Source organism: Paenibacillus sp. GM2FR, from assembly GCF_002803325.1.
Classification (GTDB): domain Bacteria; phylum Bacillota; class Bacilli; order Paenibacillales; family Paenibacillaceae; genus Paenibacillus_AQ; species Paenibacillus_AQ lautus.
On the sequence record NZ_MKZM01000009.1, the window covers coordinates 1 to 12,485 of the forward strand.

Below are 12,485 nucleotides of genomic sequence, written 5' to 3' on the forward strand. Positions count from 1 at the left end.
AGCCCCCCTCAAGATGAGATTTCCCAACTAGTAAGACCCCTTGAAGACGACGAGGTAGATAGGTTGGAGGTGGAAGTGCAGCAATGCATGGAGCTGACCAATACTAATCGGTCGAGGGCTTATCCAACATATTTCAATGTGCTGCAAATTTCGTTTCGTATCTAGTTTTCAGGGAATCAATCTCTGTAACTGCATACAAGTTATGATGGAGAGATACCCAAGTGGCTATAAGGGGACCCTCTGCTAAGGGGTTAGACTGCGTAAGCGGTGCGAGGGTTCGAATCCCTCTCTCTCCGCCATTTGAATAACTTGAACGCAAATAGGTTTATATGGCGGTGTAGCTCAGCTGGCTAGAGCGTACGGTTCATACCCGTGAGGTCGGGGGTTCGATCCCCTCCGCCGCTACCATACATACCTGGAGGCTTAGCTCAGCTGGGAGAGCATCTGCCTTACAAGCAGAGGGTCGGGGGTTCGATCCCCTCAGCCTCCACCATGTACTATTTTTATCACCTTACCATGCCGGTGTAGCTCAATTGGTAGAGCAACTGACTTGTAATCAGTAGGTTGGGGGTTCAAGTCCTCTCGCCGGCACCATTTTTAATAATGTGGAACTGTGGTGTAGAGGCCTAACATGCCTGCCTGTCACGCAGGAGATCGCGGGTTCGAATCCCGTCAGTTCCGCCATTATTAATTTTAAGGAATAAAAATGGTCGGTTTTCCACAGATTAAAGTGGGAATCCGTGCTTTATTTTTATGTAAGGCTCGGTAGCTCAGTCGGTAGAGCAGAGGACTGAAAATCCTCGTGTCGGCGGTTCGATTCCGTCCCGAGCCACCTTTATATCCTGGAGGATTAGCGAAGTGGCCAAACGCAGCAGACTGTAAATCTGTTCTCGTCCGAGTTCGGTGGTTCGAATCCATCATCCTCCACCAGTAATAAGAGCCATTAGCTCAGTTGGTAGAGCACCTGACTTTTAATCAGGGTGTCGAAGGTTCGAGTCCTTCATGGCTCATCCGAAGAGTCGTCAACAACGTTGACGGCTCTTTTTGTGTTGTTTTTAAGCTGTTTTTCCCCAATGTAGGTGGATATAGAGAGAAGGCATTGTCGTTTGTACAGGGTGTTATGCTAAAATAAGAAAAAACGATAAAGTGGTGGAGTCATCAATGGTGGAGATGGAGCACATCGTTCAGAAACTAGAGCAGACCTTGGGTACCTCACTCGGTTTAAAAACATTGAATGATCAGGAAGCAGCATGGTTAACACAATCAATGGCGACCTCACCGCAATTCGGTGATCGGATTGTTCATGAGGAAGGAGCCCAGGGATCGAGTAACCGTAATGGAACCTCACAGAAATCACGAAGGGTTCAAGGCATCTATGTACACAAGGATCTCGGTGAGATTTGGATTCCGGTGAATCAACAGGATCCTCGCCGGGTAATCGTAGCGGATCAAGGTACTTTGACGGAGTCGGAGATTGGGCTTATAACTCTGCTATTGTCCAGCCTTCAGGATACGACGCCAGGGTTAACGTCAAAGAATGCCGGTAAGGTAGAAGAAGAACGGCGCGCCCAACAGTTGGGTGGTTGGTTAAAGGAACGCCTGCAGGCCGGTGAACTGCTAGCGGAGTTACCAGAGGAACTGTTGATTCGGACAAGCTTGACGGAGGACATGGTTCCCTTTCTTCTTATTCATGAGAGTGAGCATGCTCCCACTCCAAGTTATAAGGCGCTGCATCGGTTGTTGCGAAGCTATTTTGACGGGGACATCATTTTGGTGCCACTGCTTGATAAAGAATGGATTATTCTAGCCGACCAAGAATTGCTGGACGGTATAACGACCGATGATAAAGAGGATACTCCGGCAGAAGGCGATCAGGATTTACTCTCCTTATTCTGTATGGGGCTCTACGAGCTTATCTCAACGGAATGGGTGGGGGATTTCCATATCTCCGCGATACCGGCAGTTAATGCTCTCCATGCTCTGCCACAGACCGTTAGCATGTTAAGAGAGACCATGACCATCGGCCGTACATTCCAGGTGAAGGAACACATCCATCTGTCGACTGGACTTCATCTGGAGCGTCTGGTCTATAGCATTCCCGAGTACCAGCGCAATCAATTCCTGCGAGAGTACGCTGCCGGACATACCGATTTATTCGAGGATAGTGAGACCTTGTCAACGCTGGAGTCTTTTTTCGAATTGGATTGTAACGTGAGTGAGACGGCCAAGCACCTGTATATCCACCGTAACACGCTGCTGTACCGCTTGGATAAGATCAAACAGGAGACGGGGCTTGATGTTCGCAGCTTCAGTGATGCGGTTTTAGTAAAAATAACGCTTCTATTGTATAAAGTGACGAAAAGGAAATAGGTTTTTTGTGCAGATTGTGTATAGCAAGTCAGGTGCCTATGGGGTAATATAAGATTATAAATTAATTGTATTCGATTTCATAACATTCATATGAGGGGGCAAATGCACATGGCTGGTGTACGCTTAGAGCATATTTACAAAAAGTATGCAGGTGCGGATAAAGCAACTGTAATTGACGTTAATCTGGATATTAAAGATAAAGAATTCTTGGTATTGGTAGGTCCTTCCGGTTGCGGTAAGTCCACAACACTGCGTATGATCGCAGGTCTTGAGGAAATTTCTGAGGGTAAACTTTACATTGGCGACCGCGTTGTTAACGATGTAGCACCTAAAGATCGCGACATCGCGATGGTATTCCAATCCTACGCCTTGTATCCACATATGAACGTATATCAGAACATGGCATTCGGTTTGAAACTCCGTAAAGTGAAGAAAGACGAAATCGATAAACGTGTACGTGAAGCAGCGAGAATCCTGGATATCGAGCATTTGCTGGAGCGCAAACCAAAAGCTCTGTCCGGTGGTCAGCGTCAGCGTGTTGCCTTGGGTCGTGCGATTGTCCGTGATCCACAAGTCTTCTTGATGGATGAGCCGCTTTCCAACTTGGATGCGAAACTCCGCGGTCAGATGCGTGCCGAAATTACAAAGCTGGTTAAGCGTCTTGAAACCACTTGTATCTATGTAACGCATGACCAAACAGAAGCTATGACGATGGGTGACCGTATCGTTGTTATGCAGGACGGCATTATTCAACAAGCGGATTCCCCAGAGCAACTGTACAACAATCCGAACAACCTGTTCGTTGCTGGTTTCATCGGTTCCCCAACCATGAACTTCATCAACGGTAAATTGTCCGAGCAAAACGGTGGCGTATACTTCACTTCCCAGGGCTTGAACGTTCAAGTACCAGGCGGTAAAGCACAATTGCTCAAAAATAAATCCATGATTGGCAAAGAAGTAATCATGGGTGTTCGTCCGGAAGATATTCATGAAGAGCCAGTCTTCCTGGAAGCTTCTCCGAACACAATCTTCACTGCAAAAGTTGACGTAACCGAGAACCTTGGTCACGAAATGCTCTTGTACCTGAGCGGTTTGGGCACCGATACGGTTATCGGCCGTGTAGACGGACGTTCGACTACTCGTGAAGGCGACAATGTGAAATTGGCACTCGACATGAACAAAGTTCATATCTTTGATAAAGAGTCTGAATTGAACGTATTGCTCGAAGACTAATCTTCAGCAATCGGGATCTCTTGGAAACCGCCCCCTCAAGGGGCGGTTTTTTTAGGAGCAAAAGACATAAATCAAGGTAGTATTCGTATTCACCCCTAAAGAAGGTGTAAGGCGCTTTACGCAGAAGGTAGTAAATATATTCAATAGAATAGCAGATTATTAAAGCAGTAAACCCGGAGGCGGGAAAAGAATAGAGTTAATAATGCCTTTCGTAATAAAACATTACATTTATATTATTCAAGTTATAGTACGTAACTGTAGCGTCGGTTCACCCCGATATGAGCCTAATGTCCCTAGCGAATAGTCGAAGAGAATTGCATTCATTGGCTTTTTTCGATAAGATAAGCACAAAGCAAGGGATACATAAGTATGGATCACATGGGATGTTGAAGCGTATTTCATGCTAAGTAACAAACGGCTGTACGGCATGTGAAGCATTGTTTTGTAGAAGGACATAACCGAATCATGAAATATATCATCATAAGACGAGCCGTGGTGACGGTTGCGTTGTGATGTCAACATACAATGGAAGAAGAGGGGTAAGACCATGGCCAAGAAAGTGAAGGTATCCGAGCTGGTCCAGCAGTTTCAGCTGGAGGTCATCGCAGGTGAGGAAGGCTTGAAACGTCAGATTACAACGGACGATCTGAATCGCCCGGGATTGGAAATGGCCGGTTATTTTGAATACCATCCGCGGGAACGGGTTCAGCTAATGGGGCGCACGGAGTTGGCTTTCTTCGGAATGCTGAAGCCGGAAGAGCGGAAAGAGCGGATGCGCAGCCTGTGCACGGAAGAAACACCTTGCATCGTGGTAACACGTTCCTTGGAAGTACCGGAAGAACTGGTGGAACTCGGGAATGAGAGAGGTTTGCCTGTACTGCGCAGCAGCATGGCGACAACCATTCTGACAAGCCGATTCACAAGCTTCCTGGAGCGCAAACTTGCACCAACTACAACCATCCACGGGGTATTGTGTGATGTTTATGGCGTAGGGATGCTGATAACAGGCTCAAGCGGTATCGGGAAAAGCGAGACGGCACTGGAGCTCGTCAAACGCGGACACCGACTAATTGCGGACGATGCGGTGGAGATACGTCAGACATCGGATTTTCAGCTTCACGGAACGGCGCCGGAGCTCATTCGCCATCTTCTGGAGATTCGCGGAGTCGGTATTATTAACGTGATGACTTTATTCGGTGCAGGAGCCGTTCGGAACAATAAACGGATTACGCTTGTTGTTCGATTGGAAGCCTGGCAGCAGGATAAACAGTATGATCGTCTGGGGTTAGATGAAGAGACAACACGAATTATCGAGACAGACATCCCTCTGGTCACCATTCCGGTTCGTCCAGGACGTAACCTTGCGGTTATTATTGAAGTGGCAGCTATGAACTACAGATTGAAACAAATGGGACTGAATGCTGCACTGCAGTTTACGAACAAACTGACAGCTACGATCGCTGAAGATATGGACGATTTGGACTAGGACTAGGGAGGTTATAAAAGATGCAAACATTGCTCATCGATCCGGTGGCGTTCTCCATCGGATCGCTGCGTGTTCATTGGTATGGCTTGATTCTGGGTTTGGGTGCTTTGGCGGGCCTGTTACTGGCCATACGCGAGGGGAAGCGTTTTGGCATTCCGCAAGAATTTTTCATGGATTTGCTCCTGCTTGGCGTTCCTTCCGCTATCATTGGTGCGCGTATTTATTATGTAGCTTTTAAATGGGAAGACTATAAAGACAACTTCCTGGATGTGTTCAAAATATGGAACGGCGGGATTGCCATATTCGGTGCACTTATTGGTGCCATTATCTGTGCGTTGATCTATGTTCGCCGCAAAGGCTATTCGTTCTGGCGGATTGCTGACATCTGTGCTCCGTCCCTGTTGGCCGGCCAGATCATTGGACGCTGGGGGAACTTCGTTAACCAGGAGGCTTATGGCGGTCCTGTAAGCGAGTCCTTTTTACGCGGACAACTGCACCTGCCTGATTTCATCGTCAATCAAATGAATATACAAGGCGTATTCCATCATCCTACCTTCTTATATGAATCCTTATGGAACTTGGTGGGTATTGTCATACTGCTTATCCTCCGCAGACAGAAATTCCTGCGCGCAGGCGAACTTTTCATCGGATATTTCATCTGGTATTCCATCGGCCGATTCTTCATTGAAGCGGTGCGCACGGACAGTTTGGCGTTCCAAGGCGCAACCGGACTTGCCGACTTCATTAACAATACGTTATGGGCACCGATGACTTGGATGGGCTTTGAACTGGGCCATCTGGATCCGGCTTACGGCAATATTAGGATCTCCCAGCTGCTGTCCGTGTTGATTGTCATTGGAGGCATCGTACTGATCATTGTACGCCGCGTGACAGGTCGCGCCAATGTGCGGTATTTGGACCCGATCGTGTCAATGAAGACCGGAGCAGGCCCTACGCCTGAAGCGGACCTTCAGACCAATAAAGCCGTGAAGCCATCCGCGCAGGCACCTGCTAAGCAGGACAAACCGGCAGCAGATCCAGAAGAGACGGCTGATAAAAGCTCTCTAACCCAGGAGACGGAAGACAAACCGTCCCGAGTAGAAGATACTCCGGCAATAAAACCGGATACGGAGGACAAAAAGGAGTAGTTGCAGCATGATCGAAACCGTACTGTTTGATTTGGACGGAACCATTATCGATACGAATGAATTGATTATCTCGTCGTTTCTGCATGTCTTCGAGGCTCAGGCCCCGGGGCCGTTAACCAGGGAGCAGATCATTCCACATATGGGAACCACGCTGGAACAGCAGCTGCAGGCGTTCTCGGGAGGCGTCGAGGATGTTAGTCCGCTTGTCAAAGCCTACCGCTCCTTCAACACGCTTCATCATGATGAGATGGTGAGACTGTTCCCCCATGTAAATGAAGTCGTGGAGCGTCTTCATCGTCACGGGCTTTCGCTGGGAATTGTAACCACGAAGATCCGTCCTTCCACGATGATGACTTTGGAAAAGTACGATCTGGAGCGTTTCATGTCGGCGATTGTTACGGTGAACGACGTCGAGCATCCGAAGCCGCATCCTGAGCCCGTTCTGACGGCGATTGAGCGGCTGGGCGCCAATCCGGCTACGACATTGATGATCGGGGACAGCCCGGTTGACATTCAATCTGCCAAGGCGGCGGGCGTGAAGGCCGCCGCTGTAGCTTGGTCCCTGAAGGGTGAGCAGAAGCTGATGGAGTATGGTCCGGATTATGTTTTAAGGGATATGAAAGACCTGTATGAAATCGTAGGACTTCAAGAGGAATAGGAGTTTTGGCAGCATGGCCAGAAAGATTACCCGTTATCCTGTAGAAGGGCCCAACGCGTTATGGCAAATCTACCGCACCGTGAGCCCGATCAAGGGCGTCAAGAACTTCATCTTTATCCAGTTGGCCCGCTATTGTCCTATCCTGCCCTTGAAGAACTGGATATACCGCCATATGCTCGGGATGAAGGTGGGGAAGCATACCGCGTTTGGATTGATGGTCATGGTGGATGTGTTTTTTCCGGAGAAAATATCCATCGGCGAGAATTCGGTCATCGGCTACAATACAACGATTCTTGCTCATGAGTATTTAATAAAGGAATATCGTTTGGGTGAAGTGCGGATCGGGGAGAACGTGCTCATCGGTGCGAACACCACGATTTTGCCTGGCGTAACGATCGGAGATGGAGCGGTTGTTGCTGCAGGGTCTGTCGTACATAAAGATGTGGCACCGGGTGTTTTTGTAGGCGGCAATCCATTGCGAGAGCTGAAAAGGACATCGACGGAAAGTGAGTCAATTTGAGGTAATGTGACAAGTTAGGTTCTCAATCTGCCTGAATTATTGTAGAATGAGTAGAGGATAACATGACACAAAGTGATTCCATAGTCCCCTGGGTATGATAGCCTTGAGGGACTTTTTTGCCCGCCTATCCTTAAACACTGGCTCTATGAAAATACTTGAAATCAAGGAGGCGACGCCTGACATGAGTGCAACGCTGAACAAAAAGGAAAGGCTCCCGCAGCTCGATATTTATCGTGCGCTGGCCATCCTGGGCGTGCTTCACGTTCATGCGACTTCATTTGCAACGGTTGATGCGATTGATTCGCGATTCTATTATATTATTAATTTTTTGAATATTTTCTTTAAATACGGTACACCCTCGTTTATATTCCTAAGCAGTTTTGTGCTGTTCTATAACTATGCAGACCGGCCACTGACCAAGGATCTGATCAAAAACTTCTACAAACGGCGGCTCTTGTATATTTTGCTGCCTTATGTGTTGTTCTCGATTATCTATTTCTTTGTGCGAATGTATCAGAACGGGTTGCTCAACAGCTCATTTGATCTATGGGCACAGATGCCGATTTTCTTTGAACGTTTAATTCGGGGACAGAACTACACGCACTTATATTTTGTATTTATCAGTTTGCAGTTCTATATCCTGTTCCCGATTTTCCTTAAGCTGTTCAAATCGTCACGGTTTCTTGTACGGTGGGCGGTTCCCATCGGGTTCCTGCTGCAATGGGGCTTTATCATTTGGAATAAATACGAGCTGCACTACACGTTTAAAGGAAGCTTGGCCATCTCGTATTTAGCCTACTATATGCTGGGTGCTTATCTGGCGATGAATTATGACAAGTTCAAGGGCTGGCTAACATCATCCTGGAAAAAGCAAACTTCAGGTCAAAGAGCAGGTACGATCGTGTTATGGGCCGGCTGGCTCGCGATGGCGCTAACGCATGTGCAGATTTGGTACAATCAGAGATTGCACGGTGCCAAATACGATTCCCTGTTGTACGAGCTGTTGTGGAATCTGCACACGGTTTTCTCCGCGATTGTGCTGATGCAGCTGGCCAGCTGGCTGTACAACAGCGGTTGGAAACTCATCGTAAGGGTTCTGACACGTATTGGCGAGCTGTCCTTCGCGATCTATCTGGTGCATCCTCTTTGGCTGTTCCTGTATCGGGAGTACGATCTCAAGCTGAATCCGGTAACCGATGACTATCTCATCTGGATATATGGCGGCATGGTAACTGCGCTCATTGTCAGCGCACTGGTGGTACAAACGGTGTTCCGGTGGATTCCAGGCTCCTGGATGCTGCTTGGCAGCGTTCCACGATCATTGAAGCCATCATCCAAAGCACCGAAAGCACCATCGCAGAGAAAAGACACCGTTGCAGGCGACAGCAAGAAATCAGTTGATCTATAACCAAAGCAGGCATACCTTTTTCTTTTCTATCATCATGAAGCAAAGCCGCCCGGCTGCCGGGCGGCTTTTTTTATTATGCCGCATGCACATAGCAAAGTTCATCCATAGACAAGCAAGCCACTCCAGCATGTTCTTGTGTTACAATTATACCCAGAAGTGAAGCGGATTTTTTGGCGGCTAGGCTGGATGACAACTGAGAACGATACATAAGCAGAACGCATCCCTGATGCATTGACGATCAGGCTGGGTTCATGGTAATATAGCCAATATCCTTTAATTTATTAGCAAGGTACCACTTTACCATATTAAAGACTTTACTGAATTTGAGGTGGAGCGTCATGTCTAAACCGAAAGGCTTCGAGAAACCGGCAGGTGTTCGTGATTATCTCCCTCATGCGGTCACCAAGCTGCGTCGGATTGAACGCGAAGTGCTTGCATGCATGGACCGCTGGGGTTACCGGCAGATTATGACACCAACGATGGAATATTACGATACGGTAGGCGTGGCAAGTTCTACGTCGGACCAAAAACTGTTTAAATTATTGAATAAACGCGGGACGACGATGGTGCTGCGGTCCGATCTGACCGCTCCCATAGCACGGGTTATGTCGTCGCTGCTGAAGGATGAGCCGCTGCCGGTGCGTTTGTCTTACCATGCAAATGTGTTTCGCGCAATCGAAGAGGAAGCAGGCCGGGAGGCTGAGTTCTTCCAGACCGGCGTCGAGCTTGTAGGCGATGATACGCCGGAGGCGGATGCCGAGGTGATTGCGCTGGCCATCGAATCCCTGAAGGCGGCAGGCGTGGAGAAATTCAAAATCGCGATGGGACATATGGGTTATCTTAATGGCCTTCTCCAGGAGGTGCTGCCTGAGCGTACGGAGGATCAAGAGAGCCTGAAGCAGGATCTGCTGAACCGCGACTATGTCGGATACAGAAATACCATTGCCAGTCTGCGCCTTACGGAGTCACAGCAGAACCAACTGGAGGGAATCCTAAAGCTGCGCGGGGGCAGGGAGATTGCCGGGCAAGCACTTGAGATTAGCAGCAACGATCTCGCAAGAGCTTCTATTGAGCACCTGTGCAGAGTATGGGAGGTGCTGGAGGCATACGGCGTCTCCAGACATGTTCTGTTTGATCTGACGATGCTCGGCGACTTCTCCTATTACACGGGAATGACGTTCGAGGGATATGCTGCCGAACTGGGCTCGCCCGTCGCAAGCGGTGGTCGTTACGACAAGCTTCTGCAGCAGTTTGGCCGTGCGGTTCCGGCAACCGGCTTTGCACTCAAGACCAATCGCATTCTGGATGGGGTGCAAGGGGAAGAGATTGCGGAGGAGCTGCCTATTCTGATCCGGTACACGGCCTCCTATCGCAAAGAGGGATTGGCAAAAGCATCAGAATTGCGGGCACAGGGCCATACCGTCATCACCTCGATCATGCCGGACTCCGCGAGTGTCAGCGATGCGGGGGTACCCGTTGTATCCGGCAGTCTGCTTAATCGAGGCTATCGGGAGATCATTACCCTTCAATAGAACGCTGATATATCACTCTATTTTATATAGGTTAAGGTCAGGAGGATGTGAACGTGGCGGAAACGTTGAAAGTAGCGATGCCCAAAGGGCGTATTTATAAAAAAGCATCCGCGCTGTTCCGTTCAGCCGGACTTCCGATTCCCCTCGATGTGGATGAGACGCGCAAGCTGGTCATTCCCTTGCCGGAGGCAGGAATGGAATTTATTCTGGCGAAGCCGGTGGATGTGCCGACTTATGTGGAATACGGTGTCGCGGATATCGGAATCGTTGGCAAGGATGTGCTGATGGAAGAGAACAAAGACGTATATGAGCTGCTGGATCTCGGCATTGCGCGGTGCAGGATGTCGGTTATCGGCTTGCCGGACTGGAAGCCGGGCATACGTCAGCGGGTTGCCACCAAATATCCGAACGTGGCATCACAATATTTCCGTGAACAAGGCCAGCAGGTTGAAGTGGTTAAGCTGAACGGTTCGATCGAGCTTGCACCGCTAATCGGTTTGGCGGACCGGATCGTGGATATGGTGGAAACGGGCCAAACGCTCAAGGAGAACGGACTTATAGAGATGACCAGCATTTTTGAAATTACAAGTCGCCTGATTGCCAATCGTGTCAGCTATCGGATGAAGAATGATGAAATTCAGGCATTGTGCGATCGGCTGCAAACGGTCATTATGTCTGAGGGAGCCGATATACAGCGATAAGAAATGAAGGTATAAACAAAGATGTGCATGGATAGATCGGACAAATAGATTGACGATTCGTAAGAAACGCTAAGCGTGTATCGAAACAAGATGTGATGCAAGCAGCGGGATTGGGGGAGATTAAGGTGAAGGTTGTATCAGCACGGGACTTTCAGCTAAAACGGGAAAATGATTACGGCACACCAGAGCAGAATGAAGTCGTGAAGGCGATCGTGCGGGATATTCGGTCTGAAGGAGATGCTGCCTTGCTGCGGCATACCGAGCAATTGGACCGTGTCCGTCTGACCGCAGATCAGCTTCGAGTTACGGAAGAAGAGCTCAAAGCGGCTTATGAACATGTGGAGCCCTCGTTCGTGAAGGCGATTCAGGCCGCGGCGGATAATATTCGGGCTTTCCATGTGAAGCAGAAGCGAAATTCCTGGATGGATCTACAGCCGGATGGTAGCATCTTAGGACAAATCATTCGTCCGTTGAAGCGCGTGGGTGTATATGTACCCGGTGGAAAAGCAGCCTATCCTTCGTCCGTGCTGATGAACGTGATCCCGGCGCAAGTGGCAGGCGTGCCCGAGATTGTCATGGTCACCCCTCCGGCTACCGGTGGGAAGGATGGGATTAACCCCTATATCCTGGTCGCTGCGGCCGAAGCGGGCGTTACGGAGATCTACCGCGTAGGAGGAGCTCAAGCGATTGCAGCTTTGGCCTACGGCACGGAGACCATTTCCCCCGTCGATAAAATCTGCGGTCCCGGCAATATTTACGTTGCGCTGGCTAAGCGAGAAGTGTACGGGGCGGTCAATATTGACAGCCTGGCTGGTCCGAGCGAGATTGCGGTATTGGCCGATGACAGCGCAGATGCTTCGTATATTGCGGCGGATTTGCTCTCCCAAGCAGAGCATGACGAAATGGCATCCGCCATTCTCGTGACGCCTTCGCGCAAGCTGGGCGAGGCGGTTGCCACTGAAGTGGAGCGGCAGCTTGAGCTGCTGCCGCGGCGCGACATCGCCCGAGCTTCCGTTGACACTTACGGTGCGGTGATCATAACGGAATCCCTTAGAGAAGGGATCGAGGTTATTAACCGTTTGGCGCCAGAACATCTGGAAATCGTGACGGAGGAGCCGATGGCGATTGTGGGCCAGATCGAGAACGCGGGTGCAATCTTCCTGGGGCCATACAGCTCGGAGCCGGTAGGCGATTATTTTGCAGGACCGAATCATATCATCCCGACGAATGGGACGGCACGGTTCGCATCGCCGGTTGATCTGGACGATTTCATTAAGAAATCGAGTTTGATCTACTACAGCAAGGAGGCCTTGCTGCGCGACGGCGAGCAGATTATGGAGCTGGCCCGGCGCGAAGGGCTTGAAGGCCATGCCCGGGCGATCGAGATTCGGCTTGAACAGGAGCGTTAAGCATCAAAGAGGAACTTGAA

10 protein-coding genes, 8 tRNA genes and 1 rRNA gene are annotated in these 12,485 nt (G+C 49.5%); all 19 read left to right on the plus strand.

Annotation, left to right across the window (positions count from 1 at the left end; genetic code table 11):
- Window positions 1-127, plus strand: a 23S ribosomal RNA gene (locus PAEVO_RS21105); the annotation flags it as partial.
- Between the two features lie 80 nt (window positions 128-207).
- Window positions 208-299: transfer RNA gene (locus tag PAEVO_RS21110), tRNA-Ser, on the plus strand.
- Between the two features lie 32 nt (window positions 300-331).
- A tRNA-Met gene (locus tag PAEVO_RS21115) sits at window positions 332-408 on the plus strand.
- 9 nt (window positions 409-417) lie between these two features.
- A tRNA-Val gene (locus PAEVO_RS21120) sits at window positions 418-493 on the plus strand.
- Between the two features lie 25 nt (window positions 494-518).
- A tRNA-Thr gene (locus PAEVO_RS21125) sits at window positions 519-594 on the plus strand.
- A gap of 13 nt (window positions 595-607) precedes the next feature.
- Window positions 608-684 (plus strand) — tRNA-Asp (locus PAEVO_RS21130).
- Between the two features lie 75 nt (window positions 685-759).
- Window positions 760-832, plus strand: a tRNA-Phe gene (locus tag PAEVO_RS21135).
- 12 nt (window positions 833-844) lie between these two features.
- A tRNA-Tyr gene (locus PAEVO_RS21140) sits at window positions 845-930 on the plus strand.
- Between the two features lie 7 nt (window positions 931-937).
- Window positions 938-1,010: transfer RNA gene (locus PAEVO_RS21145), tRNA-Lys, on the plus strand.
- 139 nt (window positions 1,011-1,149) lie between these two features.
- Complete coding sequence (locus PAEVO_RS21150) at window positions 1,150-2,370, plus strand: PucR family transcriptional regulator (RefSeq protein WP_243390885.1); 1,221 nt, start codon at window positions 1,150-1,152, stop codon at window positions 2,368-2,370.
- Window positions 2,371-2,478: 108 nt separating this feature from the next.
- Window positions 2,479-3,603, plus strand: coding sequence for an ABC transporter ATP-binding protein (locus tag PAEVO_RS21155; protein WP_100539532.1), 1,125 nt, complete (start codon window positions 2,479-2,481; stop codon window positions 3,601-3,603).
- Window positions 3,604-4,150: 547 nt separating this feature from the next.
- Window positions 4,151-5,089 carry an HPr(Ser) kinase/phosphatase gene (gene hprK, locus PAEVO_RS21160; RefSeq protein ID WP_071219440.1) on the plus strand — a complete coding sequence of 313 codons (939 nt, stop codon included), beginning with the start codon at window positions 4,151-4,153 and terminating at the stop codon, window positions 5,087-5,089.
- A gap of 20 nt (window positions 5,090-5,109) precedes the next feature.
- The gene (lgt, locus tag PAEVO_RS21165; protein WP_100539533.1) at window positions 5,110-6,237 is read left to right on the plus strand and encodes a prolipoprotein diacylglyceryl transferase; all 1,128 of its coding nucleotides are present in this window, start codon (window positions 5,110-5,112) and stop codon (window positions 6,235-6,237) included.
- A 7-nt stretch (window positions 6,238-6,244) separates the two neighbouring features.
- Complete coding sequence (gene ppaX, locus PAEVO_RS21170; protein WP_100539534.1) at window positions 6,245-6,895, plus strand: pyrophosphatase PpaX; 651 nt, start codon at window positions 6,245-6,247, stop codon at window positions 6,893-6,895.
- A gap of 13 nt (window positions 6,896-6,908) precedes the next feature.
- The gene (locus PAEVO_RS21175; RefSeq protein ID WP_100539535.1) at window positions 6,909-7,415 is read left to right on the plus strand and encodes an acyltransferase; all 507 of its coding nucleotides are present in this window, start codon (window positions 6,909-6,911) and stop codon (window positions 7,413-7,415) included.
- Between the two features lie 181 nt (window positions 7,416-7,596).
- Complete coding sequence (locus PAEVO_RS21180; protein ID WP_100539536.1) at window positions 7,597-8,823, plus strand: acyltransferase; 1,227 nt, start codon at window positions 7,597-7,599, stop codon at window positions 8,821-8,823.
- A gap of 338 nt (window positions 8,824-9,161) precedes the next feature.
- Window positions 9,162-10,355 (plus strand): ATP phosphoribosyltransferase regulatory subunit, encoded by a 1,194-nt coding sequence (locus PAEVO_RS21185; RefSeq protein WP_100539537.1) that lies wholly within the window; start codon window positions 9,162-9,164, stop codon window positions 10,353-10,355.
- 53 nt (window positions 10,356-10,408) lie between these two features.
- Window positions 10,409-11,056, plus strand: coding sequence for an ATP phosphoribosyltransferase (gene hisG / locus PAEVO_RS21190; RefSeq protein WP_100539538.1), 648 nt, complete (start codon window positions 10,409-10,411; stop codon window positions 11,054-11,056).
- A 125-nt stretch (window positions 11,057-11,181) separates the two neighbouring features.
- Complete coding sequence (gene hisD, locus PAEVO_RS21195; RefSeq protein ID WP_100539539.1) at window positions 11,182-12,465, plus strand: histidinol dehydrogenase; 1,284 nt, start codon at window positions 11,182-11,184, stop codon at window positions 12,463-12,465.
- Window positions 12,466-12,485 lie beyond the last annotated feature (20 nt).

Coding starts and splice junctions, on each gene's coding strand:
- PAEVO_RS21180 (WP_100539536.1), top strand. CDS start 7,597: ATGAGTGCAACGCTGAACAAAAAGGAAAGGCTCCCGCAGCTCGATATT.
- hprK (WP_071219440.1), top strand. CDS start 4,151: ATGGCCAAGAAAGTGAAGGTATCCGAGCTGGTCCAGCAGTTTCAGCTG.
- ppaX (WP_100539534.1), top strand. CDS start 6,245: ATGATCGAAACCGTACTGTTTGATTTGGACGGAACCATTATCGATACG.
- lgt (WP_100539533.1), top strand. CDS start 5,110: ATGCAAACATTGCTCATCGATCCGGTGGCGTTCTCCATCGGATCGCTG.
- PAEVO_RS21175 (WP_100539535.1), top strand. CDS start 6,909: ATGGCCAGAAAGATTACCCGTTATCCTGTAGAAGGGCCCAACGCGTTA.
- PAEVO_RS21155 (WP_100539532.1), top strand. CDS start 2,479: ATGGCTGGTGTACGCTTAGAGCATATTTACAAAAAGTATGCAGGTGCG.
- PAEVO_RS21185 (WP_100539537.1), top strand. CDS start 9,162: ATGTCTAAACCGAAAGGCTTCGAGAAACCGGCAGGTGTTCGTGATTAT.